27 protein-coding genes and 4 pseudogenes are annotated in these 26997 nt (G+C 71.4%); 23 read left to right on the top strand and 8 right to left on the bottom strand.

Translation table 11 applies throughout. From position 1 onward, the window contains the following. Positions 1–2 precede the first annotated feature (2 nt). A pseudogene (locus ACFRAV_RS24415) lies at positions 3–424 on the bottom strand (transposase); the annotation flags it as partial. Between the two features lie 52 nt (positions 425–476). Here ACFRAV_RS24415 and ACFRAV_RS24410 point away from each other — a divergent pair. Together ACFRAV_RS24410 and ACFRAV_RS24405 are read left to right on the top strand one after the other, a co-directional pair. After that, positions 477–1307 (top strand): DUF1963 domain-containing protein, encoded by an 831-nt coding sequence (locus ACFRAV_RS24410; RefSeq protein ID WP_382558396.1) that lies wholly within the window; start codon positions 477–479, stop codon positions 1305–1307. A 203-nt stretch (positions 1308–1510) separates the two neighbouring features. Beyond that, a complete protein-coding gene (locus ACFRAV_RS24405) occupies positions 1511–2095 on the top strand; it encodes a hypothetical protein (RefSeq protein WP_382558395.1) in 585 nt (194 codons plus the stop codon). Positions 2096–2185: 90 nt separating this feature from the next. On the opposite strand, the gene ACFRAV_RS24400 is transcribed toward ACFRAV_RS24405, so the two are convergent. Further along, on the bottom strand, positions 2186–3121 hold the full coding sequence (locus ACFRAV_RS24400; RefSeq protein ID WP_382558394.1) for a DUF1963 domain-containing protein: 936 nt from the start codon (positions 3119–3121) through the stop codon (positions 2186–2188). A 500-nt stretch (positions 3122–3621) separates the two neighbouring features. Between ACFRAV_RS24400 and ACFRAV_RS24395 the strand changes: the two are divergent. The 7 genes and pseudogenes from ACFRAV_RS24395 to ACFRAV_RS24365 all read left to right on the top strand — a co-directional run bounded on the left by ACFRAV_RS24395 (position 3622) and on the right by ACFRAV_RS24365 (position 8648). Further along, positions 3622–4505: pseudogene (locus ACFRAV_RS24395) on the top strand (DUF4132 domain-containing protein). Further along, positions 4502–4903 carry a hypothetical protein gene (locus tag ACFRAV_RS24390; protein ID WP_382558393.1) on the top strand — a complete coding sequence of 134 codons (402 nt, stop codon included), beginning with the start codon at positions 4502–4504 and terminating at the stop codon, positions 4901–4903. Before ACFRAV_RS24395 ends, ACFRAV_RS24390 begins: the two are co-directional and overlap by 4 nt. A gap of 144 nt (positions 4904–5047) precedes the next feature. Continuing rightward, positions 5048–5485: a hypothetical protein gene (locus tag ACFRAV_RS24385; protein ID WP_382558392.1), complete on the top strand. Its 438-nt coding sequence runs from the start codon at positions 5048–5050 to the stop codon at positions 5483–5485. Further along, positions 5457–5717: a hypothetical protein gene (locus tag ACFRAV_RS24380; protein WP_382558391.1), complete on the top strand. Its 261-nt coding sequence runs from the start codon at positions 5457–5459 to the stop codon at positions 5715–5717. Before ACFRAV_RS24385 ends, ACFRAV_RS24380 begins: the two co-directional genes overlap by 29 nt. A 17-nt stretch (positions 5718–5734) precedes the next feature. After that, entirely contained in the window at positions 5735–6700 is a 966-nt protein-coding gene (locus ACFRAV_RS24375; RefSeq protein WP_382558390.1) for a hypothetical protein, read from the top strand. Positions 6701–6786: 86 nt separating this feature from the next. Next, positions 6787–8289: a hypothetical protein gene (locus ACFRAV_RS24370; RefSeq protein ID WP_382558389.1), complete on the top strand. Its 1503-nt coding sequence runs from the start codon at positions 6787–6789 to the stop codon at positions 8287–8289. Next, entirely contained in the window at positions 8286–8648 is a 363-nt protein-coding gene (locus ACFRAV_RS24365; RefSeq protein ID WP_382558388.1) for a hypothetical protein, read from the top strand. Before ACFRAV_RS24370 ends, ACFRAV_RS24365 begins: the two co-directional genes overlap by 4 nt. A 308-nt stretch (positions 8649–8956) precedes the next feature. On the opposite strand, the gene ACFRAV_RS24360 is transcribed toward ACFRAV_RS24365, so the two are convergent. Together ACFRAV_RS24360 and ACFRAV_RS24355 are read right to left on the bottom strand one after the other, a co-directional pair. Continuing rightward, positions 8957–9373 (bottom strand): DNA-binding protein, encoded by a 417-nt coding sequence (locus ACFRAV_RS24360; RefSeq protein ID WP_382558387.1) that lies wholly within the window; start codon positions 9371–9373, stop codon positions 8957–8959. Next, positions 9370–9624, bottom strand: a complete 255-nt coding sequence (locus ACFRAV_RS24355; RefSeq protein WP_382558386.1) for a CopG family transcriptional regulator — start codon at positions 9622–9624, stop codon at positions 9370–9372. The genes ACFRAV_RS24360 and ACFRAV_RS24355 overlap by 4 nt, the downstream gene beginning before the upstream one ends. Before the next feature lie 28 nt (positions 9625–9652). On the opposite strand from ACFRAV_RS24355, the gene ACFRAV_RS24350 reads away from it, so the two are divergent. Next, on the top strand, positions 9653–9796 hold the full coding sequence (locus ACFRAV_RS24350) for a hypothetical protein (protein WP_382558385.1): 144 nt from the start codon (positions 9653–9655) through the stop codon (positions 9794–9796). Between the two features lie 20 nt (positions 9797–9816). Here ACFRAV_RS24350 and ACFRAV_RS24345 read toward each other — a convergent pair whose 3' ends face one another. Further along, complete coding sequence (locus ACFRAV_RS24345) at positions 9817–11316, bottom strand: PP2C family protein-serine/threonine phosphatase (RefSeq protein WP_382558384.1); 1500 nt, start codon at positions 11314–11316, stop codon at positions 9817–9819. An 80-nt stretch (positions 11317–11396) separates the two neighbouring features. On the opposite strand from ACFRAV_RS24345, the pseudogene ACFRAV_RS24340 reads away from it, so the two are divergent. From ACFRAV_RS24340 to ACFRAV_RS24325, 4 genes and pseudogenes are all read left to right on the top strand, one after another. Further along, positions 11397–12582, top strand: a pseudogene (locus tag ACFRAV_RS24340) (IS3 family transposase). Positions 12583–12599: 17 nt separating this feature from the next. After that, positions 12600–13409: pseudogene (locus ACFRAV_RS24335) on the top strand (helix-turn-helix domain-containing protein). 123 nt (positions 13410–13532) lie between these two features. Next, positions 13533–14051 carry a hypothetical protein gene (locus ACFRAV_RS24330; protein ID WP_382558383.1) on the top strand — a complete coding sequence of 173 codons (519 nt, stop codon included), beginning with the start codon at positions 13533–13535 and terminating at the stop codon, positions 14049–14051. After that, complete coding sequence (locus tag ACFRAV_RS24325) at positions 14048–14515, top strand: GNAT family N-acetyltransferase (RefSeq protein ID WP_382558382.1); 468 nt, start codon at positions 14048–14050, stop codon at positions 14513–14515. The genes ACFRAV_RS24330 and ACFRAV_RS24325 overlap by 4 nt, the downstream gene beginning before the upstream one ends. A 105-nt stretch (positions 14516–14620) precedes the next feature. Here the strand turns inward: ACFRAV_RS24325 and ACFRAV_RS24320 are convergent, their stop codons facing one another. The 3 genes from ACFRAV_RS24320 to paaK form a co-directional block, all read right to left on the bottom strand. Beyond that, positions 14621–15325, bottom strand: coding sequence for a DUF2470 domain-containing protein (locus tag ACFRAV_RS24320; protein ID WP_382558381.1), 705 nt, complete (start codon positions 15323–15325; stop codon positions 14621–14623). Positions 15326–15639: 314 nt separating this feature from the next. Next, positions 15640–16290 carry a TetR/AcrR family transcriptional regulator gene (locus ACFRAV_RS24315; protein ID WP_382558380.1) on the bottom strand — a complete coding sequence of 217 codons (651 nt, stop codon included), beginning with the start codon at positions 16288–16290 and terminating at the stop codon, positions 15640–15642. Positions 16291–16330: 40 nt separating this feature from the next. Next, positions 16331–17677, bottom strand: coding sequence for a phenylacetate--CoA ligase PaaK (gene paaK, locus ACFRAV_RS24310; protein WP_382558379.1), 1347 nt, complete (start codon positions 17675–17677; stop codon positions 16331–16333). Between the two features lie 254 nt (positions 17678–17931). Between paaK and paaN the strand changes: the two genes are divergently transcribed. From paaN to ACFRAV_RS24265, 9 genes are all read left to right on the top strand, one after another. Then, positions 17932–19644: a phenylacetic acid degradation protein PaaN gene (gene paaN / locus ACFRAV_RS24305; protein WP_382558378.1), complete on the top strand. Its 1713-nt coding sequence runs from the start codon at positions 17932–17934 to the stop codon at positions 19642–19644. Further along, the gene (locus ACFRAV_RS24300) at positions 19644–20867 is read left to right on the top strand and encodes a thiolase family protein (RefSeq protein WP_382558377.1); all 1224 of its coding nucleotides are present in this window, start codon (positions 19644–19646) and stop codon (positions 20865–20867) included. Before paaN ends, ACFRAV_RS24300 begins: the two co-directional genes overlap by 1 nt. A gap of 5 nt (positions 20868–20872) precedes the next feature. Next, on the top strand, positions 20873–21625 hold the full coding sequence (locus ACFRAV_RS24295; RefSeq protein ID WP_382558376.1) for an enoyl-CoA hydratase/isomerase family protein: 753 nt from the start codon (positions 20873–20875) through the stop codon (positions 21623–21625). A gap of 190 nt (positions 21626–21815) precedes the next feature. Continuing rightward, the gene (paaA, locus tag ACFRAV_RS24290; RefSeq protein ID WP_382558375.1) at positions 21816–22823 is read left to right on the top strand and encodes a 1,2-phenylacetyl-CoA epoxidase subunit PaaA; all 1008 of its coding nucleotides are present in this window, start codon (positions 21816–21818) and stop codon (positions 22821–22823) included. After that, positions 22820–23113, top strand: a complete 294-nt coding sequence (paaB, locus tag ACFRAV_RS24285; RefSeq protein WP_108952091.1) for a 1,2-phenylacetyl-CoA epoxidase subunit PaaB — start codon at positions 22820–22822, stop codon at positions 23111–23113. The genes paaA and paaB overlap by 4 nt, the downstream gene beginning before the upstream one ends. A 9-nt stretch (positions 23114–23122) precedes the next feature. Beyond that, entirely contained in the window at positions 23123–23953 is an 831-nt protein-coding gene (paaC, locus tag ACFRAV_RS24280) for a 1,2-phenylacetyl-CoA epoxidase subunit PaaC (protein ID WP_382558374.1), read from the top strand. Then, a complete protein-coding gene (gene paaD, locus ACFRAV_RS24275) occupies positions 23947–24462 on the top strand; it encodes a 1,2-phenylacetyl-CoA epoxidase subunit PaaD (protein ID WP_382558373.1) in 516 nt (171 codons plus the stop codon). The genes paaC and paaD overlap by 7 nt, the downstream gene beginning before the upstream one ends. Further along, positions 24462–25580 (top strand): 1,2-phenylacetyl-CoA epoxidase subunit PaaE, encoded by a 1119-nt coding sequence (paaE, locus tag ACFRAV_RS24270; RefSeq protein WP_382558372.1) that lies wholly within the window; start codon positions 24462–24464, stop codon positions 25578–25580. The genes paaD and paaE overlap by 1 nt, the downstream gene beginning before the upstream one ends. Before the next feature lie 719 nt (positions 25581–26299). Continuing rightward, on the top strand, positions 26300–26962 hold the full coding sequence (locus tag ACFRAV_RS24265; RefSeq protein ID WP_382558371.1) for a deoxynucleoside kinase: 663 nt from the start codon (positions 26300–26302) through the stop codon (positions 26960–26962). Positions 26963–26997 lie beyond the last annotated feature (35 nt).

Genomic DNA, 26997 nt, shown 5'->3' with positions numbered 1-26997 from the left:
CACGGGGCATTCGGTACGCCGGTTGCCAGGGCCGAGCGGATGCGGTCCTCCGCGCGGGCACGCAGCCGGTGACGGACCTCGAGCTCGGCGATCAGCCGGCCGGCGGTGTTGGTCGCGAAGCAGGTGAGCCGCACGCCGTCAGCGTCGGTGTTCCTCAACCGGGCCTCGGGATGGGGCCGTTCGCTGCGGACGATCAGTCGCATGCCCTGCGGCCAGCCGGCCAGTTCTCGACGGCCGGGGTCCAGGCCGGTCCGGGGATCTTCAGCACGTGCTGGTGGATTGTCTCGGTGATCGTCATTCCGACGGAATACGTCAGCCATCTGCCCTGCCGGGCGAGCCAGGACACGAACGCGTGGGTCCCGCCGGCGGAGTCTGCGTGGATCGGCGTCCGCCGTCCGCGTCTGTATTTCCTGGATAGTCGGGCCCAGAGCTCGATCAGGTTCCGAGGCTCACAGGGCTCTGGCAATATTTCCACCATGGATTATCAAAGGCAGTTCCGGCTCGTGGCCCTCGAGCGGGGCGTTCCTGAGAACGAGGTCGGCGAATTCGCCGAGTTGCTGCGGTTCGGGATCTGGACGAACCCGACCTACGGCGGCGACCTGGTCGGGCAGCAGGGCGGGGTGCCACGGCTGCCGGTGGGCATGGAGTGGCCGTCCTCCGATTTGGGCCCGCTGCCGTTCGTCGCCTCGTACGACTGTGCGGCGCTGCCCCGGGTCGACGGCCTCTCCCTGCCCGTGGACGGTTCGCTGCTCTTCTTCCTGCACCACAGGAACGCGCAGGAGGTCCACCTCGACTGCGGCGAAGAGGCCGAGAACATCGCCCGCGAGCAGCAGTACGCGCGGGCCGTATATGTGCCGGGCGGAACCGAGACCGTGACGCCGGAGATACCGGAGTACGGCGATTACAAGGGCGACACCGGGGACCCCTTCGCCGAGGAGGAGGTCAAACTCTTCGCCGCCGTGATACCGGTCCTGCCCTGGTCCGAATACTGGCCGGATGTGTCGGACAGCGAGGAGTACGTGGACTGCGCTCTGCCGCACAAGGAGGAGCTCTGCGCCTTGGTGGAAGAGTTGTGGCCGGAGCCCAGGGGCGGCTCCTTCGTGACCATCGGCGGATACACCCGGGACAACGGCTATCCGTACGGCACCCCGGAGGAAAGGATGGAGGTGGACAGGCGCGAGTGGACACCGCTCGCCCAGTTCAGCAGGGGCCGCGAGATCTACGCGGGGCGTTTCCTGATCCGCAACGACCACCTCACCGCCCGTCGTTTCGGCAAGGCCCTTTCTTTCACGGTGTTCACCGAGTGACGACAAGTCACCGACTGCCTCGATCCTCCGGAACGGGCCGCCGAGGAACTCGGCGGCTTCATGACAGGGGAGGGCGCCCGACGGCATACGCCGGACGGCCGGGGTGGGAAGGGGGGCAGCCGATCACCCGGTCACCAGCCGGTGCCGACAGCCTCGTCGAAGGGTGGCCCGGCCCTGTCGGTGGCCACCTGTTTACTTGGCACATGCCCGACAAGATGAGTCGCAACGATGCCCACCAAACCACGGCTCCCACTGACGACACCGAGATGGTCGAGCCGTACGGAGGTGGGACGGGACTTCGGTTCAAGATCCGTAACGTGAAGATCGATGGCCAGGCCGACGTGGCACACGTCCGCGGAGGAGGCTCGTACAAGGTCAATTTCGACGTGCTGCACGATTGCTCGGAGTGCGGCAACGCCATCAACCAGGTGATCGTCGGTCTGGCGGGCCAGGATCGTGCCCAGGCGTCGGTATGGAACGGTAAGCGGCGCAGCGGGGGCGGCTTGAAGGTGGTCAATGCCGGCACGCGCGTCGAGGCGCTGGCGGAAGACAACCCTGGTCCGGCGGAGTGGGTGAATGTGTCGTGCGATCTCGTTGTTCCTGGTGAGCCCGGCGTCTACTCGGTTCGAGCGCGTTATGCCCAGGCGTATCAGGGACGCCTGATGACCGCCGAGGGGCGTGCGGTTCCCCAGCCGGAGTACCAGGACGCGCTGGGCTGGTGGAAGGTCGACCGTCCGGAAGGGCCCGGCCCGGAATCGACCATAGGCACCATCGTCGTCGAGGCGTAAAGCAGCCGGCCGGCGCGCTGGTCCCTGCGGAAGATCCACGGCCGGGTGGGGACATCGGCGTGCGTCGCGGGGGGTGCGACGACATGCCGTCTATTCAGTGAACGCGGTGAAGGAACGCGCCCTGTCGAATCGGCCGGCGGCGAGGTCGTCGTAGCGGATCATGAAGCGCCCGATGTAGTAATCGTCCGGCGAGAACTCGGCAAGCACTACCCACTCACGCATCACCCGAAGAGTTTCCTTCTCGATCTGCGGATCCTGCTCGTCCAGCGGGTCGGCGAGATCGCCGGCCTTTCTGCGCGCCGTGACAATATCCAGTGCCATCATGGTCTCCGGAATGCTGTACATGTGGTCGGTCATCACCTCCCTGATGTCACTGGAGTGACCACCGAGAGAGATGGCGCCGCCGTCTCCCGGGTAGAGCTCTTCGGCCAGAGCGCAGAGCTCCTCTCTGTGGGTCAGGTTCCAGCCCAGGTGCTCCAGGGCGCCGGACTGCTGGGTCTTGCCATTGACCTCGAGCAGTTCGTCGTCATCAAGCAATTCCTCGTCGAACCAACTGGGCAGTTCGGCGCCTACCGTGGCGAAGAGCTTGCACTTCGGGCCGACGAAATCGAGCTCCGAATTGTAGAACATCTGCCCGGTATGGTCGGGCTCCTCCGCCGTTGTGGTTTCTGTGCCGGCCGGCACGTACACAACCCGCGCGTACTCCTGCTCGGCACCGTTGAAGTAGGCCCACTCGTGGTGCAGGAAGAAGAGTAGCGAGCCGTCCGCCGGCAGGGGGAAACTGTCCACTCGGGGGAGCGTCGCGCAGTCCAGGGAGGCGATGAACGGCAGCGGCCCCTCGTCGGAGGACGGCCACTCCATGCCCACCGGCAGCCGGGGCAGCCCGCCGAATTGTCCGACCGGAGCGCTGTTGGGGCGCACGTCCGCATGTACCGCGAATCGTAGGAATTCGGCGAACTTTCTGATTCCTTCCTCCGGAATGCCCCGCTCGATCGCCGTGCACCGGAATTGCTGGTGGTAGTCCATGTTCCGGCATGGTAGTCGGCGGGCGTCCTGCTGCGGTGTGCAGGGGGTCCCCGTGGTTGAGTGCGCGGGTTCGTGCATAACCGACGAGACCACCCCCGCCCACGGACGCGACGGACGAAGCCTTCTGGAAGCGGTTCACCACCGCGTCTCCCCGGCGAAATTCTTGCCCGCCTTCCGCAGGATCTCGCGCTTTTCCTCCAGTTCACGGACCTTCGTGCGCAGGGCCGGGTTCTCGGCCTCCAGCGGCGTGGGCCACCGGCGTCAAACCCGCCTGTCAACCGCGGCGAACTCCGGCCTCCCATCGTGGGGTCCCGGACGGAACAACATGAAGGCAGTCCAGCGGGACGCCAGTCAGTGGGCGGGCCGTGACCACCAAAACCCGCTACCGATATCGATGTCGATGGGTGTGCCTAGTCTTTCGCCCACATCACAGCGGGGGCGAACCGGGCCGTCTCGTGCAATTGCGCCGAGTTCTGAGAGTGGGGAGAGGTCGAGAGTCCATGGGCTGGTTAGCGGCAGGCGGCGCCTACGAAGTCGCGCTGGTGAAGGGGCGGGTGGTGGCACGGCGAGCGTCGGGCGCGTCGCCGGCCGGGCAGGAGGACAAGCAGGAGAGGACCCTGCCCGCGGAGTTGGAGGACCGCCCCGAAGTCGTCGAGCTCCAGCGCTTCGCCGAGTGGCTGGACCGGCACGCGGCCGAGTGTGCGGTACAGGTCGGCAACTGGATGGTGTCCTCGCTTCCGGTGTCGACCGGTCTGCTGGCGCGGGTCCGGAGCCGACGAGGCATGACAGGCGGCGCTCCGCGACATCCTCGTCGTCGGCGACGGCCCGCACGAAGTCGGCTTCCTGTGCGATGCGGACGAATCGGGCGAAGTGCGGGTGATGAACCTGGACGGCGAGATCGTCCGCGTATCGGCCCGGTCGGTGACCATGCCCCACCCGGTCCTCCTCCCCGGCCTGGAGGACCTCCGGGCCTTCGCGGCCGAGTCGGGCGTGGTCCAGGGTGTTGAACAGATCCACCGGGCTACCTGGCGCAAACCCGCCGGATCCGACGGTGCCCGCGCCGTGGTCACCGAGTTCGCCGGCGCCGAGTACCGCTCGTGGTTCCACCTCTCCTCCCGTGCCATGTCTCTTGGCTACAGCATCGCCGGTGGCAACGTGGTCGACCGGATCCGGGACGCCGGGCGCGTCGTTCACCGCCACGGTCGGCATGAGCAATCCCTACGCCGAGGAGCAGGCCTGGACCGGCGAGCTGACCTGCTTCGACGAGAGCGGGCACCGCAGGCTCCCGCTGGCCGAGGTCGGCCCCGTGGCCTCGTCCGAAGGCATGCGCATGGCCGCGGCCCTGCACGCCGGCCGCACGGAGCCCAAGGACGACACCGCATGAACGACGGCGGTACGTACATCCACGAAAGGCACGCGGTCATGAGCGACGGGAGGACACGGGACAAGGCAACGGCGGAGACGGAGGAGCTGCTGCGCGCCGACGCGATACTGCCGCCGGGCACCCTCCACGGGGGTGACCGGGCCGTCCCCGTGTTCGCCCGGACCTATCGGCATCCGGGGCTGGAGGGCCGGATCGCCGTGCGCCTGATGGCCGAGGACCGGACCGGGGACACGGACACGGGCTTCCTCGGACTCGAACTTAGGGCGAGCCGGTGGAGGTCGGCGTCGGGCAGCACCGTGCCATGGGCTTCCCGGAATGGATACTGGTCCGTCACCCTGTGGACGGCCACCTGGCGATGTCCCTGGTGGAGGAGATGGACAAGGTCGCGCGGACGGTGAGATCCCGGGCGAAGAGGGCCCGAGCCGCCTACGAGATGATCGGCGAGCGGCTCGCGGGCTCCGTACCGCACTTCCTGCCGACCTTCTACGAGCAGGCCGGCCGGGTGTTCCTCGCAGCCGGCCAGACCGCGTACGCGTCCCAGAATGTTCGTCAACGCCCGCAAGGCCGAGACCGCGTACGCGCTGCCGTTCGACGAGGCGCGCATGGACGCGGTGTTCCTCGAGTTCGCCCTGGCCGGAGCCGTGCCGACGAAGATCCTCTCCCGCTACGCCAAGGGGCTGTCGTCCCGGGTCCCGGCCGCGACCGCGTTCCGCCACCTGCGCGGGCTCTTCGTCCGGCTCGCCGCGCACGGTGTGCCGCCGTCGAGCCCGGGCGCGTCCGACCTGCGCAGACTGGCGAAGGCGGCCGCGGGCAAGCACGCGCTCGCCGAGGAGATGGCCTACCTGCGCGAGATGCTGCCCCTGCCCGGCACCGTCAAGGCGTCCCCCCGCCTGGTGGAAGGCGCACCGGGCCGCGCTGCTGGAGCTGGCCCGGGAGCCCGCCGTCCGCGGCATGCTGCCCGAGGGATGGAAGGGGGATGAACTGTCCCAGTGGCTGGACCTGCTGGAGCGGGCCGGGGCCACTGCCGGGCTGTGCGACGCCACGCTGCCCGCCGAGGAACGTTCCCCCGACGGCACGGCCGGATGGACGCACAGGTTCGTCGCCCTGTGCGCGGCCGACTACTTCCCCGCCCCGCCGCCGGAGCTGTACCCCTCGTCGATCGCCTGGCCGACGCGCTGCGCGCCGAACTCCTGGCGCACGGGGAGGAGCTGAAGCCCCCGCTCAGCGACGTGAACCTGCTCGACCAACTCCTGTCCCTGGGCATCCGGGTGGCGGAACCTGACGGCGCCCTGTGTCTCAACACGGACAGGTGGGCGGCCGGCGCGTACAAGCGGGATCTCCTCGCGCTGGCGGCCGACGCCCGTTTCCTCCCGGCGTTCCGACCGGGAAAGAATCTCACCGAACTGGCCGAGTCCCCCGGCGGACGGCCGATGCTCGCCGCCTGGGTGGCAGCGGGCAGCCGCGCGTACCTCGACCGTGAACTGCCCGGGCTCCCCGACGCCTTGCGCGCTCTGACGCGGCTGCCCGTGGAGATTCCGGCCATCGCCGCCGACGAGGTACGGGCAGCGCTGGACGTCGGCGTCGCACCCGCGCTGGCCCGTGCCCTGCGTACCGGCGTCCTCGACGAGCTGGGCTGGCCTGCCTGGGAGGAGGCCCTGCGATCCGCCGCGGCCCAGGCGCAGGACACGGTGCCGGACATCAAGGTCGTCGACGCCTGGCCGCATCTGATTGTCGTGTCCGGCCGGGAGATCCGGGAGATCCGGGAGATCCGGGAGATCCGGGAGATCCGGGAGATCCGGGTGATCGGGGCGGAGGGCACGGTTCTCGTACATGAACCACCGTTCGGATCGGACCAGCCCTCGTCGTTCGGCTGCCAGTACGTCGACGGAGAGCTGTTCATCTGGTGGGAGTCGCCCACCCACATCGCCTGGCGGGGCTACTGGCACGGTGTCACCGACTCGTCGCACACGACCGTCTTGGGGGACCACGACGGCTGGTGGCCCTGCGTGGTGGACGGGCGCAGGGTCGAAAGGGGCATGGCCCCCGCGTCGGCTGCCTCTTCCCGGAGGTGGCCGGACCACCGCGTACGGTGTGCTGCGCCGAGGGGACACCTCGGTGCCGCAGGCGCGGCGTCCGTGCCCCGGCGGGTAGACGTCGTACCCGGAGCGGCTCCACGAGGGCGGTGTGGCCGGTGACGGCACGTCGTACTGGGTGTGGGTGCGGGAGGACGGGCGGCGAAGGACCGCTCACCTGGCGCACGTACGATCCCGCCACCGCCACCGTGGGCGCACCCGGGGCACCGCGGTGGATCGAGGAGGCCCTGCGCGGCGAGCCGGAGGGAAGCACCCTCGAGGCCGCCTGGTTGCTGCCCGCTCCCTCCGTCGTGCGGGGCCCGCTCTGCGCCCCGGTGGACAGGGTGCTCGGCCGGCGGGTGATGAGACTGCCCGACGGCACGCGGCGCTGCGAGGACCTGAGCGGCCGCACGGTCGTCGTACCGGCCGACAGGGGCGGGGATCCGGAGCACGCGCTGGTGTTCCCGGGCACCGACCGGCTGGTGACCGTGTGCCAGTGGTGGGAAGGCACGGTCCGGCTGCACGACCCCGACGGCGCGCTGCTCGCCGAGACCGGGACCGGTTACCGGGCCGGACCCTTCAACGCAGGTACGGCCCTGCTGCCGCACCTGCGGTACTGGCGCCATCTCCAGCCGCGCGACCCGCAGGAGTCCGCCGCGCTCCGCCGGCTCGACGAGGCCACCGCGGCGGCCCTCCTGACAGGGGCCATGGCCGCCTTGGAGGACGAGAAGGCCGACGACCAGGGCGGCCTGCCGGCCCTGGTCGGTACGCTCCTGCCGGAGGTCGGCCACCAGGCACTGCGCACGGGCATCACCGGGGTGGTGCGGTTCGCCGCCGAGCAGCAGCGCGTCCTGGACGCGCCGCGCACCCGGCTCGACGCGGCGATCGCCGGAGGCGCCCGGCGGGAATCACGGCCCGAGCCGGGCGACGAACTGCTCGAGGCCGCGGTGAACGGTGTCGGCCTGACGGGCCGGAGCTCGTTGTCTCTCTATACCAGCTATTACTCTTCCGGCCACGACCTCTACGGCCTGCCGCGCCTGTTGGGCCGGTCGATGCGGAGCCCGGCCGAGCCGGCTCCCCCGGCCCCGGCCCACGTCGAGCTGGTAAGGCAGAATCCGCTGAGGAAACTGGACGCCCTGGCCCTGCCGGAGCTGCCCACGATTCTGGCACTGCGGGCGGGCTCGGAGTGCACCGTGGAGGAGCACCGGGAAGCGCTGGACGCGTTCCTCGAGGTATTCGACACCCAAGGGCTCACGGAGCTCGACCCCGGCCACTGGCGCAGTGTCCGGCTGCGACTGGACCGGAGCCTGCTCGTAGGGCCCGACGCGCTGAGCGGCGCGAGGGAAGAGGCCGTGCTGGACCTCGCCGGCGGCGCGTTCCTGCTCTTCCCTTCCCGCCCGTACCACTTCCTCATCGAGTGGGACTCCGGTGAGGACCCCGGGGGCGTCCGCTTCGGGGCGCTCTTCCACGATCCGTCCGGTCGGTTCGAGGTTCCCGAGCCGTACACCCTCATCGCCTCCGGACCGTTCGTACCGGAGCCGACACGGTCGCCCGGCTGGGTGGCGGCGTTCCGCGCCGAGCTCGCCGAACGCGGCCCGGCCACCTGGTTCCCGTCGGCCGCCGAGGAGTTCGCGCGGCGCACCGGTGTCACCCCGACCATGGCCGGTGCACGCTCGTCGGGACGAGGCCCGGAGAGGAGCACGGACGTATGAGTGAGCCTGTGCACCAGGCAGCCGACGTTCCGCAGCCGCCCGTGCAGGTGGAGGCGATTCGCTCGGCCCTCGCGCAGGTAGCGCCGGACTTCCTGCCCCGTTTCGACGAGGCGCGGGTGGCGGCCATGGCCAAGGCCCGGCTGAGTGTCTCCGCGACGCCGCTGCGGAACTCCGTGCAGGGCTGGGCCGAGGCGGCCATAGCCCGCAGGTCGGGGACCTCCGCCCGCCTTCGTGACCTGGAGGCGCGTGCGGCGAGGGCTACCAGCCTGGACGAGGCACGGACGATTGCTGCGGAGAGCAGCCGCATCCGTCGTCGCGCGGCGGTCGAGGTGGGCCTCCGTGAGGCGGACGTTCGGTGAGTTTCGACGACCTCCGGGTGTGGGAGTACGCCTTCCATGCCGAGGACGAGATCAGCTGTCCGTAACTCGTCCGCGACGAAGTGAAGACCTTGCCGATCAGCTCGTCGAGATGGTGAACCTCGGTATCGATCCGGCCGAGCTGGGCGAGCCCACCTCGGGGACGGCCCGTCGGCATGACTTGCCGTGCGGAGGCTGGTTCACGACCCAGTCCCTGCCGTAAATCCGTCCGCCCCTCCTTGCCGTGGTCGAAGTGGTTCCACCGTTCTCAATGCAAGTCGGCTGCTGCGAAGCGCGGGGCAGCTCACTGCTCAGATCTTGATCACGGTGGTGCGTGCGCCGCACAGTGTGGCGATGTCCTCTGGGTCGGAGGTGAGGATGGTGATGGGGCCGGGTGCGGCGAGGGCGGTAGCGCTGAGCATGGCGTCGATGGCGTACTTGTGCCCGTGCAGCCCCGAATCGGCGAGCAGTGCGCCGGCCTGGCGGGCGATCAGCTCGGTGACCGGCTCGACCGCGAGGCGGGAAAGTGTCCATTCCAGGGCAGGGCGGTTGATCCGGGGGTGGACCACCTCGACGAGGGTGGCCGCAGATGTGATCACCCGCAGGTCGTCGGCGCGGGCGAGGGCCAGCCACGCGGTGACCGTGCGGTCACGTAGCACGGCCTTGGCCAGCCCTTCGCTGTCCAGGACGAGGGTGCCGCCCGGTGTGGCGGCGGGGGAGCGGGTCACGCTGCGTTCGCCCCGCCCTCCGCCTGCGCCTGGTGGAGTTGACCGCGCAGAGCCTGGATCTCCTCATCGGTGATGGCGCCATGTTCGGCCTCGGCGACCGTGATGAGTTCGTTGAGGTTGTCGCGTTCGATTTGGCGGGCGACGGCGGCGGCGACGTAGGCGGACAGCCCGGAAGGGCCGCCGCGAGCGCGGGCGGCTTCCGCGATGTCACGGGGCATCGTGATCGAGTACTTGCCAGTGGCCTCACTCATGCTACCTATCCTACCTCCCATCCTACTCTTGGCGTGTCGCGTAGACGCCCTCCGGCGGCAGCTGGACACCGACCGCGAACGTCAGCGTCTGCTGTTCCCCGCCTCGACCGCCTCCGCCATGTTCGTGCCGCTGGTGGCCCGTGGGCGTGTGCTGGGCGTCCTGTCCGTGTGACGGGGCCCGGACCGACCTCCCTACGGCGATGGGGACGCCCCGCTGGCCGAATCCATCGCCTCCCGGGCGGCGCTGAAGCCTGGACAAACGCCCGCCGGTACACCCGTGAACGCCGTACGGTCGAAGCCCTCCAGCGCAGTCTGCTGCCCCCACCGGTCAGGACCGGCGCGGGGCTGCAGGTGGCAGGTCTGTCCCTCGAACATCACGCGAAGACGGGCGAGGCCGCGGTGGTCCTGCTGCTCGCCTTTCCGACCGGCCTCTTCCCGCTCACCGTCCACGGGCTGTGGGCGCTGCTGCTGTCCTGGTGGGACCGCTTTCACCTGCTGGCGACCTTCCCGCCGCTGGTGGTTCTGGCCGCCGCGGTCCTGATGGCGGCGGCGGGCGCGAGTGTCGCGGTCTGCGTGCTGGTCGTCATGGTGGCGTCCTTCGTCCCAATCCTCTTCCACGAGACCGCGGGCCGCCACCACCAGCGCTGCCTGCTTCACCGCCTGTACGCCGACACCACGCAGTGAGGGGTGGCATCTGCGGGAGCATCCGGGCACGCCGCGTCCTGCCGGCGCCGGGCGGAACCTGGGCGAGCGGGATCTGCTGCCGCCCACGGACGACCGGACCCGGTGACACGCTGGCGGACATCCGCCCGCGGACGCCGCCCGGTCCCTCACCGTGGGGTCGCCGGCGCCGCCGGTGCCGCGGCCGGTGTTGTCGGCGTCGGCGCGTACCGCAGCAGTACCAGCGCCGAATCGTCCTCGATGGTCGGTGCCCAGTCGGAGAGGTCCCGCCGGATCGCGGTCAGGACGTCCTGCGGCGAACAGCCACGAGGCGCGTGCGTGAAGGAACGCGCGAGCGGAAAGAAGGTTCCGTCCGGGGCGCGGGCCTTCGATGACCCCGTCCGTCATGAGGAGCAGTTCGCCGCCCTCTTCGAGCCGCACCTCGACCGGTTCGGGCGTTACCGGCGCCAGCCCCAGGCCGAGGGGCGTTCCCGTCCCCAGCGCCACCTCACGGACCGCCCCGTCGGCGGTGCGCAGCAAGGGCAGGGGGTGGCCGAAGTCGAGCCCGGTCCACACCCCCTTTCCGGTGACGCTGAAGACCGTGGCGGTCGTGAAGCTCTCCGGGCCGGTTTCGCGGTCCAGACTGCGGTTCATCCAGTGGGCGACCGAGGCCAGATCTTCCACTTCGCAGGCCGCCTCCCGGAACACGCCCGTGGCCATCGCGGTGGTGCGTACGACGCCGAGCCCGTGGCCGCTGACGTCGCCGATCACTCCGCGGACGCCGAAGCGGGTCAGGATGACCTTGTAGAAGTCACCGCCGACCTTCGCCTTGTCCGCCGCAGCGGCGTACGAGGCCGCCACATCGAACTGCCCGACACGAGGCTTCGGCTCGGGCAGCAGTGCCTGCTGGACGGTGTCCGCCACCCACGTGATCTGTACCAGCTGCGACTCGCGCTTCACCCGTTCGCGCCACGCCCACACCGCGAGCGCCGTCACCAGTGCGACGGCGCCGACGCGGGCGAAGGTCTCCACGTACCACAGGTTGGGACTGCTGCAGGGTTGGGTGACATCTGAACCTGGCTCGCCGTCAGGCGGCCTGGAAGGATGAAGCAATGCCCAAGCCGTATCCCCAGGAGTTCCGCGAGGACGTCGTGCGGGTGGCGCGTAACCGCGAGCCCGGCGTCACCCTGGAACAGGTGGCCGCCGATTTCGGTGTTCACCCGGCCTCGCTGACGAAGTGGCTGCGCCAGTCGGCGACCGAGAACAGCACCGGCACCAGGCCCGCGACGGCGTCGGCTGAGTCGACGGAGTTGCGTGAGGCCCGCAAGCGGATCCGGATGCTCGAGCAGGAGAACGAGGTTCTCAGGAAGTCCGCGGCCTATCTGTCGCAGGCGAACCTGCCGGCCAAACGACGTACCCGCTCGTCCGCGAGCTGGCCGCCGCCGATGCCCCTGTGAGGGTGCCGGTGGCGGCGACGTGCCGGGTGCTCGGGCTGGCCCGCCAGCCCTACTACTGGTGGCTGGCCTCACCGGTCACCGACCCGGAACTGACCGAGGCCCACCGGGCCAACGCCCTGTTCGATGCCCACCGCGACGATCCCGAGTTCGGCCACCGCTTCCTCGTCGACGAGGCCTGGGCCGCCGGCCAGGTGATGGCCGAGCGGACCGCATGGCGGATCTGCCGTGACAACGGCTGGTGGAGCGTGTTCGGCAAGCGCAAGGGACGTGGCAAGAACGCCAAGGCCGGCCCGCCGGTGCACGACGACCGGGTCCGCCGCGACTTCACCGCCCCGGCACCGAACCGGCTGTGGCTGACCGACATCACCGAGCACGCCACCGGCGAGGGCAAGCTGTACCTGTGCGCGGTCAAGGACGTGTACTCCGGGCGCATCGTGGGCTACTCCATCGACTCCCGGATGAAATCCCGCCTTGCCGTGCCAGCCCTGGAATCCGCGGTGGCCCGTCGCGGCCAGGCCGCCGGATGCATCGTTCACTCCGATCGCGGATCGCAATTTCGCTCACGGAAATACGTGGCCGTTCTCGCAGGTCACAGCCTTGTCGGCTCGATGGGCAGAGTCGGCGCGGCTGGCGACAATGCGGCCATGGAGAGCTTCTTCGCACTGCTGCAGATGAACGTCCTCGACCGCCGCACCTGGCGGACCCGGAACGAACTGCGGATCGCGATCGTGTCCTGGATCGAGCGCACTACCACCGCCGACGGCGCCAGATCCGCCTGGGCCGATTGACGCCCGTCGAGCACGAAACCATCATGGCCCCTCACACAGCACTCGCTGCGTAAACCCCAACTGTCACCCGATCGCGCAGCAGTCCCAATCGAGCAGGGGTGGTCTCGCCGGAGCGTTGCGCGAGTGGCGCACCCGGCGGCGCGGAAGCCAGCTGGAACTGGCCGTGCGCGCCGGAACCGCACAGCGGCACCTCAGCTTCATCGAGAGCGGACGGTCAGGCCCCGGACGATCAATGATCATCCGGCTGGGCGAAGCCCTGGAGGTGCCGCTCCGCGAGCGCAAGACCTGCTCCTGGCGGCCGGATTCGCGCCGGTCTACCCGCGCTCCCGCCTGGACGACCCCCAACTCGCACCGATTCGCACCGCCCTCGAACGGATCCTGCACGGCCACCTGCCGTACCCGGCGGTGGTCGTCGACCGACACGGTGACCTCGTCTCGGCCAACGTCGCCTTCCACGGCCTCACCGCCGGTGTGGCTCCGCATCTGCTCGTACCACCGGTGAGTGTTTCCCCGGGTGCTGCTGCACCCGCAGGGCCTCGCGTCGCGCATCGTCAACCTCGACGAGTGGGCGTGGCACATCATCGACAGCATCCAGGCCGAGAGCGTGCGCAACCCGGACGACCAACTCCAACGCCTGGCCCACGAACTCATCGGCCCGGCACCACCACGTCCGTGCGTGTCACCGCACCACCTCGGCTTCGCCGTGCCGCTGCGCCTGCGAACACACGATCCGGCCGACGACAGGGAGCTGACGCTCATCACCACGCTCACCCAATTCGGCACCGCCATCGACGTCACCATCGCCGAACTGCGCCTCGAGGCCTTCCTGCCGGCTGACCAAGCGACGAGTGCCCTGCCGGCCGAACTCCTCGAGCGGTGATCGACCCCTTGCGACGTCCTCGTCGTCCCGAAGGCCCTCGCCGAATTCCTCCGACGACCGTTCTCGAATCGGGCTGAGGGGGTTAGGGGGTCCGATCGTGAACTCGCACTGCATGATGGCCGAATGAGTGATCGCGAGGAACTGCCGAGGGCAGTGGACACGGAAGAACTGCTCGCCCTGGCCCAGGGGCACCACGAGCGCACCGTACGGACTGCAGGCACCCGAGAGGTCGCCGGCCACCTGGTGAAGACCTACGCCCTTCAGGCGCCAGGGCGCACGGTGACGGAGCAGGACATCGCCGCCGCCCTGCGGATCACCGCGGCGCACCTCGAACTTGGACGCACCCGCGGGTCGCTCGGACTCGCTGTCCTGATCGTGCATGCCGGCGGCGACGGCGACTACGTCCTGGTCCACAGCTGGATCGAGGGGCACATGTCAGACCTGGCCGTCTTCACCGGACCGGCCGGGCACCCCGACCAGCTCCGCCCGGGCCGCACCGGCCTTGCCCCCTGCGTCTGGGAGGCCGCCATCCTGGCCCACGAACGCGACGCGTTCTCACGGCATGTCCTCGACGGCAGCAGTTCGATCACCAACCGCCTGGCCACCTGGGGTGCGGACACCCTGACGGGCAGCGTCCGGTGAACGGCGCCCCCACGGTGCGGCATGCTCGCCCCGACGATCTGCCGCGGATCGCCGAACTGGCTGCCGAGCACGCCGCCTACGAACAAGCTCCGCCACCCGCCCCCGACCTCGCGCACCGACTCGAGGCCCTGCTCTTCGCCACCCCGACACCACGGCTGCGCTGCCTGGTGGCAGAGCTGCCCGACGGACAGGTCGTCGGCTACGCCACCTGCATGCCCGAACTCTCCACCTGGGAAGGCCGCGAATACCTCCACATGGACTGCCTCTTCCTGAACTCCGACAGCCGGGGCTCAGGCATCGGCGCGCTGCTCATGGATGCCGTGGCGGCGGAGGCGCGCGATCTCGGTCTCACCGAGGTCCAATGGCAGACCCCCGCCTGGAACGAAGGAGCCGTCCGTTTCTACGACCGCCTCGGCGCGGACTCCAAGGCGAAGCTCCGCTACAGCCTCACAGTCCCCGACTGACCTGACCGAACGCCTCGCAGCGCACCACCGCACCATCCCGGCCCACTCCCGGCCCACTCCCGGCCTACTCCCGGCCTACTCCCGGTCCTCACCGGTCCGCGGGCGTCACGGAGTGCCGGAGCGGAAGGCGCCGCGGCCCGCGGAGAGCAGGGCGAGGATGCGGACGCCGACCTCGGAGGGGTCGTCGGCCGGGGTGGGGAACGGCAGGCGTACGTCGTTCCACGCGGCCGCGCGCTCCAGGCGCAGGGTGACGCCGTAGCGGTCCAGCCGGACGGGCAGCACGCGCACCGGGCGGTCCCGCTCGGCGTCCGGGACGACGAGGCGCGCGAGTTCCGCCACGTGGTCGGCGTGGGCGCCGGCCAGATGGTGCAGCAGGGAGGCCTCGCAGGTGGCCAGGGGGTCGGGTTCGGCCGTCTCCAACTGGCCCCAGGGCACGAAGGTGTGGCCGTCGACGTCCTTGATGACCGCATGGTGGAGCAGGACGCAGGCGCTCCCGTCACCGTCGGGGTCGAAGGGGCCGGCCGTCACGCCCGTGAGCGACACCCGCGCGCGCAGGCGGTCGCGTACCGGGGTGGGAGCGATGTCGGTGAGCTCCACCCTGATCGGGACGTCGGACATGCGGGTGCCGGACGTCTCCTCGGCGTCGGGGCCGTGCAGGTGGACGCGGTGCATCACCGCCGTCCCGTCGAGGCGGTGGATCTCGTGACGCCGGCCGCCGGTCACCACGCTCATGGAGTGGGCGGCCGCGAGGATCGACCGCATGCGCTCGGCGGGGGTCGGGCGCGAGGTGGGGACACTGCGAAGGCGCATGGGGGCTCCCGGGACGGCGTCGCTTCGGGTGGTTAGGTGAGGCTAACCTAACTTATCGCTTCGCGGTGTCGATGTGCACCCCTTCCGGGTCCGTGTCGCTCGTCGTGTCGCACCCGGCTTCCGCTGTCCTGCCATGGCACGACCCACTCCCTCCGGTGCGCCCGGCGGCGGCACAGGCGGAGGCGCGAGGGGGAGCTGTCCCCGTCCGCGGCGGAGGTGCGTTCCGAGGGAGACCATGGCCTGGAGCCCGTGACGCCGATCCGCGTACCCGACGACCGGCCGTCGGCCCGGCCGGCCGTCGGGCGCGCGGACGCCTAGCGGGCCGCGCCCTCGGTCACGGGCGCCTGGCGGCCCAGCCCCTCGAAGAGCATTGCCGTGAGCGCGTCGGCCACCGTGGCCACCGGGAGGTCGCCGTCGGGGCGGTACCACTCGATGAGGGAGTTCACCGTGCCGAACAGCAGGCGGCTCGCCAGGTGGGGGTCGATGTCGTCGCGCACGCCGCCCTCGGCGGCGGCGCGTATGACCAGGCCGGCGAAGCGGTGGTCGAACTCGCGCCGCCGCTCCAGGGCCCGCCGCTCGGTGTCGCTGTTGCCGCGCAGCCGCAGCAGCAGGGTGACGTAGGGCAGTTCGGCGGCCAGCACCTCGACGCTGCGGTGCAGGACGTGCCGCAGCCGGGCCGTCGCCGACGCGCCGGGCGCGGGGTCCTCGTCCAGCACGGCGAACACCGCGTCCAGGGCGCGGGTGACGGCCAGGGAGAGCAGGTCCTCCTTGCCGGAGACGTGGTGGTAGATGCTGGACTTGCTCAGCCCGAGGCGCCGCGCCAGGTCCTCCATGCCGGTGCCGTCGTAACCGCGCTCGTTGAAGACGGCCACCGCGACCGCCAGGAGGGAGTCGCGGTCGTAGGCGGGCCGCTCTCCGCGCCGGGCGGGGCGGCCGGGAGGTGTGCCGCTGGGTGTGTCGGTCATCCGCTCATTGTGGCAAGCGGACGCGGCGGGACCGGACGGGTCAGGCTCCACGCAGGTCCTCGATCCGTCGGAGCTTGCCCAGCGAGCGCTCCAGGGTCTCGGGCTCCACGATCGCCACCTCCACGCTCACGCCGACGCCGTCCTTGACGCCCTTGGCGATCGCGCGGGCGGCCGCCTCGCGCTGTTCGGGGCCCGTGCCGCGGGCGGACTCCACACGGACGGTCATGTGGTCCATCCGGCCCCGGGTGCTGAGCCGGATCTGGAAGTGCGGGGCGACGCCGGGCGTGCCCAGCACCACCTCCTCGATCTGGCTGGGGAAGACGTTCACCCCACGCAGGATGATCATGTCGTCGCACCGGCCGGTGATCTTCTCGATGCGGCGGAACGCCGGACGGGCGGTGCCGGGCAGCAGCCGGGTGAGGTCCCGGGTGCGGTAGCGGATCACCGGGAGCGCCTCCTTGGTGAGCGAGGTGAAGACCAGCTCACCGCTCTCCCCGTCGGGCAGCAGGGCGTCGGTGACCGGGTCGACGACCTCGGGCAGGAAGTGGTCCTCCCAGACGTGCAGGCCGTCCTTGGTCTCCACGCACTCCTGCGCCACGCCCGGGCCCATCACCTCGGACAGTCCGTAGATGTCGACGGCGTGGATGCCCGTACGCTCCTCGACCTCGCGGCGCATCGCCTCCGTCCACGGCTCGGCACCGAAGATGCCGATCCGCAGGGAGGTGGAGCGAGGGTCGACGCCCTGGCGCTCGAACTCGTCGAGCAGGGTGAGCATGTAGGAGGGGGTGACCATGATGATCTCGGGCTGGAAGTCCTGGATGATCTGGACCTGTCGCGCCGTCATGCCGCCGGAGGCGGGGATCACGGTGCACCCGGCACGCTCCGCGCCGTAGTGGGCGCCCAGGCCTCCGGTGAAGAGGCCGTAGCCGTAGGAGATGTGGACCTTGTGCCCGGCACGGCCGCCGGCCGCGCGGATCGAGCGGGCGACCACGTCGGCCCAGTTCGCGAGGTCCTTCTCGGTGTAGCCGACCACCGTGGGGCGGCCGGTGGTGCCGCTGGAGGCGTGGACGCGACGCACCTCGGACATGGGGACGGCGAACATGCCGAAGGGATAGGTCTCCCGCAGGTCGGCCTTGGTGGTGAAGGGGAAGCGGGCCAGGTCGCCGAGGGTCCGGCAGTCGTCGGGCGTCACGCCCGCCCCGTCGAACTTCTTCCGGTACAGCTCGACGTTGTCGTAGGCGTGCCGCAGCGTCCGGCGGAGCCGGTCCAGCTGGAGCGCCTCCAGCTCCTCCCGCGGTATCCGCTCGACGTCGTCCAGGAGGTCCGCCGGAAGGGCCTCGCCGTGGCGGCGTGTGGCGTCCACCGGTGCGCTCGGTTCGCTGGTCATTGCGGCTCCTCGCATTCCTTGCTCCCATCAGTGCGGCCGCGGTGGCGGAAAGCGCCCGCTGCCCCGCCTGACGACCGCCCTCGCGCCGCGGGTCCCGGCCGCGGCCGACGGGGCCGTGCACGCCGTCCACCCGGAGGGAGGGCGGCGTATGTGTCATGACTTGTACCACCTTGTGGACCGACCGAACATTCGGTTAGCGTGCGGCGAGGCCAGTAATTCAAGCCATGCCAGTGCCTGTCAAGGGGATGAGCCACATGCAGAACGCAGCCGCCGAGGCGCCCGACTTCTTCGCACGCCACCGGACCCTGCTGGAGAAGGCGGTGTCCGCGGCGGTGAGCCGGGAGCACTGGACGCCTTACCCCGAGTCGCCCAGCAAGTCGGTCTACGGCGAGGACGCCGCCCCGCTCGGCGAGGCCTCCTTCAAGGAGCAGATCGGCAGGCCGTTCGACCTCCCCGGCCACCCGGCCGAGGGCAGGGTGGCACCCGAGGAGCAGTCCCCGTACGGCTTCCCGCTGGGGATCAGCTACCCGCGCCTGACGCCCGACGCGGCCGTGGCCGCCGCCAGGAAGGCCGTCGCGGCATGGCGCGCGGCAGGCCCGGACACGCGCGCCGGCGTGGCCGCGGAGATCCTCGCCCGGCTGAACGCGGCGAGCTTCGAGATCGGCCACGCCGTGCAGCACACCACCGGGCAGGCCTTCGTCATGGCCTTCCAGGCCGGCGGCCCGCACGCCCAGGACCGCGGCCTGGAGGCCGTCGCCTACGCGTGGGCGGCGCAGAAGGCGCAGCCGGCGGCGGCCCGCTGGAGCAAGCCGCAGCGCAAGGGTGGCGCCCTGGTGCTGGACAAGAAGTTCACCCCTGTCGGCCGGGGCGTGTCCCTGCTCGTCGCCTGCAACACCTTCCCCACCTGGAACGGTTACCCCGGCCTGTTCGCCTCGCTGGTCACCGGCAACCCGGTGCTGGTCAAGCCGCACCCGGGCGCCGTGCTCCCGCTGGCGCTCACCGTGCGCGTGGCCCGCGAGGTGCTGGCCGAGGCGGGCTTCGATCCCGACCTCGTCCTGCTGGTGACCGAGGCCCCCGGCGGCCGCGACGCCGCCACGCTCGCGCTGCACCCGGACGTGCGGATCGTCGACTTCACCGGCTCCACCGAGTTCGGCGACTGGCTGGAGGAGAACGCCCGGCAGGCCGCCGTGTACACCGAGAAGGCCGGCCTCAACACCGTCGTGCTGGACTCCACCGACGACTACCGCGGTCTGCTCGGCAACCTCGCCTTCTCGCTGTCGCTGTACAGCGGGCAGATGTGCACCACCCCGCAGAACCTGCTGATCCCGCGTGAGGGCATCGCCACCGACCAAGGCCCGCGCACGGCCGACGAGTTCGCCGCCGACCTCGCCGCCGCCCTGGACAAGCTGCTCGGCGACCCGGCCCGCGCGGCGGGCACGCTCGGCGCGATCGTCAACGACGGCGTGCGCGGGCGGCTGAAGGAGGCCGCCGAGGTCGGCCGCACGGTGCGCCCCTCGACGCCCGTCGAGCACCCCGAGTACCCGCGGGCCGACGTGCGGACGCCGCTGGTGGCGCGCCTGGACGCGGAGAGCGACCGGGAGGTGTTCACCCGCGAGTGGTTCGGGCCGGTGTCCTTCGTGATCGGCACCGACTCGACCCGGCACAGCCTCGAGCTGCTGCGGGAGACGGTGCGTGCCCATGGTGCGCTGACCGCCGCCGTCCACTCCACCGACGAGGAGGTGCTGGCCGCCGCCGAGGAGGCCGCCCTGGACGCGGGCGTCCACCTCTCCGAGAACCTCACCGGCCAGGTCTTCGTCAACCAGTCCTCCGCGTTCAGCGACTTCCACGGCAGCGCCGCCAACCCCGCGGCCAGCGCCACCCTCTCCGACGCGGCCTTCGTCACCGGCCGCTTCGCCGTCCTGCAGTCCCGCCGTCCCGTCGCCGCCGCTGCCGAGGAGAACGCCTGATGCCCGAGGACGTCTATCTGGTGGACGGGGCGCGCACCCCGCAGGGCCGCTACGGCGGCGCCCTGGCCTCCGTGCGCCCCGACGACCTGGCCGCCCTGGTGGTCGGCGAGGCCGTGCGCCGCGCCGGCGTCCCGGCCGAGGCCGTGGACGAGGTGATCCTCGGCGCGGCCAACCAGGCCGGCGAGGACAACCGCGACGTGGCCCGCATGGCCGTCCTGCTGGCGGGGCTGCCGCACACCGTGCCCGGCTACACCGTCAACCGGCTCTGCGCCTCGGGCCTGACCGCGGTGGCCTCGGCCGCCCAGGCGATCCGCTCCGGCGAGGCCGACCTGGTCGTGGCCGGCGGCGCCGAGTCCATGACGCGCGCCCCCTGGGTGATGCAGAAGCCCGGAACCCCCTGGGCCAAGCCGGGCGAGGTGCACGACACCTCGCTGGGCTGGCGGTTCACCAACCCCCGCTTCACCGCCGCCGACCGCGCCGTGCCCGCGGGCGCCGGACCGGAGACGGTCAAGCACACCCTCTCGATGGGGGAGACCGCCGAGGAGGTGGCCGCGCTCGACGGCATCACCCGCGCCGAGTGCGACGCCTTCGCGCTGCGCAGCCACCGGCGGGCGGTCGCCGCCCAGGAAGCCGGCCGCTTCGACCGCGAGATCGTGCCCGTCGCCGTGAAGGACGGCCAGGTCACCCGTGACGAGGGCCCGCGCCCGTCCACCACCCTGGAGAAGCTCGGCACGCTGCGCACGATCTTCCGTGAGGGCGGCGTCGTCACCGCCGGTTCCTCCTCGCCCCTGTCCGACGGCGCCGCCGCCCTCGTCGTGGCGAGCGGGACGGCGGTGGAGCGCCACGGCCTCACCCCGCGGGCGCGGATCGTCACCTCCGCCTCGGCCGGCGTCCAGCCCCACCTCATGGGGCTCGGGCCCGTCCCCGCCACCGAGAAGGCCCTCGCCCGGGCCGGCTGGGAGACCGCGGACCTCGACGCCGTCGAGCTGAACGAGGCGTTCGCCGCCCAGGCGCTGGCCGTGACGCGGCGGCTGAAGCTGGACGAGGACAAGGTCAACGCCGACGGCGGGGCCATCGCGCTGGGGCACCCGCTCGGCTGCTCCGGCGCCCGCGTCCTGCTGACCCTGCTGGGCCGGCTGGAGCGGGAGGACGCCCGCAGGGGCCTGGCGACCCTGTGCGTCGGCGTGGGCCAGGGCGTCGCGATGCTGGTGGAGAGGGTGTGAGCGCCATGGGCGCGAACACGTACGAGACCCTGCTGGTCGAGGAGCGCGAGGACCGGGTCGTCGTCACCCTGCACCGGCCCGACGCTCGCAACGCGATCAGCGGGCAGATGATCGACGAGCTGCACCAGGTCTGCGCCGAGCTGGAACGCCGGCCGAGGCTGCTGCTGCTCACCGGCCACGGACGGGTCTTCGCCGGCGGCGCCGACATCGCCGAACTGCTGGAGCGCGGCCGCGACGAGGCGCTGCAGGGCATCAACAGCCGCCTGTTCGAGCGGGTGCGCCGCCTGCCCATGCCGACCCTCGCCGCCGTCGACGGCTGGGCCCTGGGCGGCGGCGCCGAACTCGCCTACGCCTGTGACCTGAGGATCGCCGGGCCCGACGCGGTCTTCGGCAACCTCGAGCCCGGACTCGGCATCCTCGCCGCGGCGGGCGCCTGCTGGCGGCTGCCCGAGCTGGTCGGCGAGTCGGTCGCCAAGCAGGTGCTGCTCGCCGGACGCAACCTCGACGCGCGGGCCGCGCTGGCCGCCGGGCTCGTCATCGACGTCGTCCCGGCCGAGGAGCTGCCGGCCGCGGCGCACGCGCTGCTCGACCGCATGGCCCGGTCCTCCGCCACCGCGCTGCGCCTGACCAAGCTCGTCGTCGACTCGCCCGGCGCCCACCCGGTCGCCGACGACCTCGCCCAGGCCGTGCTCTTCGAGGGCGCGGACAAGAAGGACCGCATGACCCGCTTCCTGGAGAAGAGGGGCAGCCGCGCATGACCGCCGCGGCACCCGCACCCGGGGGTTCTACGCGTGGCAGTGACCGCGCGGCCATACCGGAGTCAGCCGTAGCGGACCCCGTTCGCCGCGGGAACCGACGGGTCCCGGGCACTTGCCGAAGGGAAGAGGGTCGGCATAACATCGACCGAACGAACGGTCGGTTGGGTTGGCAGGGAGAGGTGACACAGGGATGACGGCACAACAGGCCGCCTCGTCGGCCGTGATCGGTGCTTCCGAGGCGGAGACGGAGCTGCAGGAGCGGTTCGACGCGACGATCGCGCGCGACCAGCGCATCGAGCCGCGCGACTGGATGCCCGAGGGCTACCGCAGGACGCTGATCCGCCAGGTGGCGCAGCACGCCCACTCGGAGATCATCGGCATGCAGCCGGAGGGCGAGTGGATCACCCGGGCGCCGTCCCTGCGGCGCAAGGCGATCCTGTTCGCCAAGGTGCAGGACGAGGCGGGCCACGGCCTGTACCTCTACTCGGCGGCGGAGACGCTGGGCGTCGACCGCGCCGACCTGACCGAGCGGCTGATCGAGGGCCGGCAGAAGTACTCGTCGATCTTCAACTACCCGACCCTGTCGTTCGCCGACGTCGGCGTGATCGGCTGGTTCGTGGACGGCGCCGCGATCTGCAACCAGGTCCCGCTGTGCCGCAGTTCCTACGGGCCGTACGCGCGGGCGATGGTGCGGATCTGCAAGGAGGAGTCCTTCCACCAGCGGCAGGGCTACGAGATGCTGATGACGATGATGCGCGGCACCGAGGCGCAGCGCGAGATGGTGCAGGACGCCGTGAACCGCTGGTGGTGGCCGTCCCTGATGATGTTCGGCCCGCCGGACGACAACTCGCCCAACTCCGCACAGTCGATGGCGTGGAAGATCAAGCGGCACAGCAACGACGAACTGCGGCAGCGCTTCGTCGACATGACCGTCCCGCAGGCGGAGAAGCTCGGCGTCACCCTGCCCGACCCGGAGCTGCGCTGGAACGACGAGCGCGGCCGCCACGACTTCGGCACCCCCGACTGGTCCGAGCTGATGCGGGTCATCAAGGGCGACGGCCCGTGCAACGCCGAGCGGGTCGAGCGGCGGCGCGCCGCGCACGAGGAAGGCGCCTGGGTGCGGGAGGCGGCTGTCGCGCACGCGGCCAAGCAGGCGGAACGCGCCGGGAGCGGCGCGGAGAAGGGAGTGGCGGCATGACCGGCGAGAAGCGCGACTGGCCGTTGTACGAGGTGTTCGTGCGGGGCAAGCGCGGGCTGAACCACGTCCACGTCGGATCGCTGCACGCGGCCGACGACCGGATGGCGCTCACCCACGCCCGGGACCTCTACACCCGGCGCAACGAGGGCGTGTCGATCTGGGTGGTGCGCAGCGAGCACATATCCGCCTCCACCCGTGACGAGAAGGACCCGTTCTTCGCGCCCAGCGCGGACAAGGTCTACCGCCACCCCACCTTCTACGACATCCCCGACGACGTCCCCCACATCTAGGAGCAGGGCATGAGTGACGACCACGTCTACACGGCCCTCGCCGAGGAGCACGAGGACGACACCCGGTGGGCCTACGGCACCGGCTTCGAGGACCCCCTGCACGGCGTGGACACCGCCGTCCCGGCGGGCGTCGACGGGGCGGAGCTCGCCGCCCTGTGCCTGGCCCTGGGCGACGACGCGCTGGTGAGCGCGCAGCGGCTGGCGGAGTGGACCACCCGTGCCCCCGAACTGGAGGAGGAGGTGGCGCTCGCCAACATCGGCCTCGACCTGCTCGGGCAGGCCCGTCTGCTCTACGCGCGGGCCGGACAGGTGGACGGCACCGGCCGCGGTGAGGACGCCTACGCCTACTTCCGTGACGCCGGCGACTTCCGCAACGTGACCCTGGCCGAACTCCCCAACGGGGACTTCGCGTTCAGCACGGCCCGGCTGCTGGTGCTGTCCAGCTGGCGGCTGGCCCACCTCCAGGGCCTCACCGCCTCGCCCGATCCGGTGCTGCGCGCCGTCGCCGCCAAGGGCGTGAAGGAGCTGAGTTACCACCGTCAGTACGCGGCCGAGTGGGTCGTCCGGCTCGGTGACGGCACCGAGGAGTCGCACCGCCGGATGCGCGCCGGTCTTCAGCAGGTGGGCGCGTACCTGGGCGAGCTGTTCGACGCCCACGACGCCCGCGAGGAGGTCCTCGCCGTCCTCGGGCAGGTCGCCGACGCGGCCGGTCTCGCCGTGCCGGAGGTCGTCCCCGGAGGCGGGGGAGCGGGCCGGCTGGGCCGTCACACCGAGCACCTCGCCCCGCTGCTGGCGGAACTGCAGTCGGTGGCGCGCGCCCACCCGGAGGCGACGTGGTGACCGTCCTCGGGGACGCGCGGCGCGCCCGGCACGTGGCCGAGCAGGTGCCCGACCCGGAACTGCCCATGCTGACCCTGGCGGACCTCGGGGTGCTGCGCGAGGTCGAGCTCGGTGAGGACGGCACGGTCGTCGCCAGCCTCACCCCCACCTACTCCGGCTGCCCGGCGATGGCCGAGATGCGGGCCGGGGTGGCCGCCCGGCTGAGGGACGCCGGTTTCGGTCGGGTCGAGGTCCGCACGGTGCTCGACCCGCCGTGGACCACGGACTGGATCACCCCCGAGGGCCGGCGCAAGCTCGCCGAGCACGGCATCGCCCCGCCCGGCCCCGCGCCGCGCCACGCGTCCGGCCCGGTCCCGCTCACGCTGACGCCGACGCGGCGCCGGGTGTCCTGCCCGCGCTGCGGATCGGCGGACACCGAGGAGACCTCCCGGTTCGGCGCCACGTCCTGCAAGGCGCTGTGGCGCTGCCTCGCCTGCCGCGAGCCGTTCGAGTACGTCAAGGAGATCTGATGGCCGACCAGTTGGCCCCCGCCGGCGAGGCCCCCGCTGCCGGACGGCGCGTACGTCGCCGCCCGGCCTTCCACCCCCTGCGGGTGTCCGCCGTCCAGCGGTTGTGCGAGGACGCGGCCGCGGTGAGCTTCGACGTCCCCGAGGAGCTGGCCGAGGAGTTCGCCTTCGCGCCCGGCCAGTCGCTCACCCTGCGCCGCCAGGTCGACGGGCGGGACGAGCGGCGCTCGTACTCCATCTGCTCGGCGGCCGGCGCCCTGCCCCGGATAGGGGTGCGGGTGGTGCCCGGCGGGCTCTTCTCCTCCTGGCTGGTGCACGCGGTGCGGCCCGGCGACGTCGTCGAGGTGATGGCCCCCACCGGCGTCTTCACCCCCGACCTGTCCGCCCCCGGCCACCATGTGCTGGTCGCGGCCGGGTCAGGTGTCACCCCGATGCTGTCCATAGCGGAGTCGGTCCTCGCCGCCGACCTCCGCTCCCGCGTCACGCTCTTCTACGGCAACCGCCGCACCGACTCGGTGATGTTCGCCGACGAGCTGGCCGACCTCAAGGACCTCCACCCGGGCCGCTTCCAGCTCGCGCACGTGCTGTCCCGTGAACCCCGCGAGGCGGAGCTGCTGTCCGGGCGGCTGGACGCGGAGCGCTTCGCGGCCCTCGTCGACGGCCTGGTCGACGTGGAGGAGGCGGACCACTGGTGGCTGTGCGGCCCGCACGGCATGGTCCTCGACGCCCAGAAGGTCCTCGCCGACCTGGGCGTGCCCGACGAACGGGTCCACCAGGAGCTGTTCTTCGCGGGCGACGAGCCGCTCGCGCCGGTGCGCCGGGAGGAGCGGGGGCCCGACGGGCCGGTCAGCGAGGTCACCGTCGTCCTGGACGGCCGTTCCACCACCTCCGCGCTCTCCCGGGAGGAGACCCTCCTCGACGGGGCCTCCAGGATCCGCCCCGACCTGCCCTTCGCCTGCAAGGGCGGCGTCTGCGGCACCTGCCGGGCGCTGGTGAGCGACGGGGAGGCGGACATGCGGCGCAACTACGCGCTCGAGGCGGCGGAGGTCGAGGCGGGGTACGTGCTGACCTGCCAGACCTTCCCCTGCTCCGACACCCTGACCGTCGACTTCGACAGCTGAAGGACGCGCCCGGAAATCCTGCGCCGGCCACCGCCGGGCAGGGTTTCCGCGCTGCCTCCGCCGCGCCGCGCCGGGGTCGCGCTGCGCCGGCCTCGCGCAGCGCCGGGGCCGTGCCGCGGTCGCGCTGCGCAGGGCTCGTGCCGGGCCTGCGCCGGGCTGGGGTCGTGCTGCGCAGGGCTCGTGTCGTGCGGGGTAGTACCGCGCCAGCGCAGTGCCGGGCTCGTGCGGCTTGTGCCGTGCCGGGGTTGTACCGCGCCGCGCTGGGCTCGTGCCGCGCCGCGCCGCGCCGCGCTGGGCTCGTGCCGCGCCGCGCCGGGCTCGCGTCCTGCCGGCGCCGCGTCGACACCGGCAGGCACCGCCCCGCGCCCGCCGTTCGGAGCTCCCGGCGGGCACTCGCTGTCACGAGTGGTGACGCCCCGCGCGGGGCGGGGCACCGGCGCGGGCGGGTGTCGGCACCGTGGCCGACGGCCGCTGATTCTTCACTTATTATTCAAGCGGCCGCGGGGCGGTCACGCGTTGCCGCACGCGGCGTCCGCGGAACGGTCGGTCCGACCGGACGAGGAGCGTGGCCTGCGCCGGAACCTGGGTCCGGGCGGGGACCACATGACGCCGATCATGCGAATCTCGGGGAATCGAGTGTCCGCCGACACGTGCCTGAGTGGTGTGGGACGCCCAGCCCACCCATCCGCGAACGGAAGATCCCCAGGGAGAAGTGAGGTATGCCAGTGATCTGCGTCGGAGGCATGATCGGCACCGGCAAGACGAGCGTCGCCGAGCTGCTGGCCAAAGGACTGGGGAGTCAGGTCTTCTACGAGAGCGTGGAGGACAACCCGATTCTCCCGCTCTTCTACACGGCGAGCCCGGAGGAGATCCAGGCGAGGCGCTACCCCTTCCTGCTCCAGCTCTACTTCCTGCAGACCCGGTTCGCCTCGATCAAGGAGGCCTACCGGCAGGGCGACAACGTCCTCGACCGCTCCATCTACGAGGACTGGTACTTCGCCAAGGTCAACCACGAGCTGGGCCGGATCAGCTCCCTCGAGATGCAGGTCTACGAGGGCCTGCTCGACGAGATGATGCGCGAGATCGACGGCCTGCCGTACCGCAAGGCGCCCGACCTCATGGTGTACCTCAAGGCGTCCTTCCCGACGGTGCTGTCCCGGATCGGGATGCGCGGCCGCGACTTCGAGCAGGACGAGAGTCTCGTCGAGTACTACCGCACCCTGTGGGCCGGTTACGACGACTGGGTCCACAAGCACTACTCGGCCAGCGAGGTCCTGGTCATCGACATGGACCGCACGGACGTGGTGAACAACCCGGAGGACGCGGACCGCGTGCTGCGAGAGGTCGAGACGGCCCTCGCGTCCGCCCGCTGCCTGACCTGAGCCCGCACGACGAAGAGGCGCACCCGGCCCACGGC

The organism is Streptomyces sp. NPDC056600 (assembly GCF_042792855.1).
In the GTDB taxonomy this organism is placed as follows: domain Bacteria; phylum Actinomycetota; class Actinomycetes; order Streptomycetales; family Streptomycetaceae; genus Streptomyces.
This window is presented reverse-complemented; position numbering and strand designations above follow the sequence as displayed.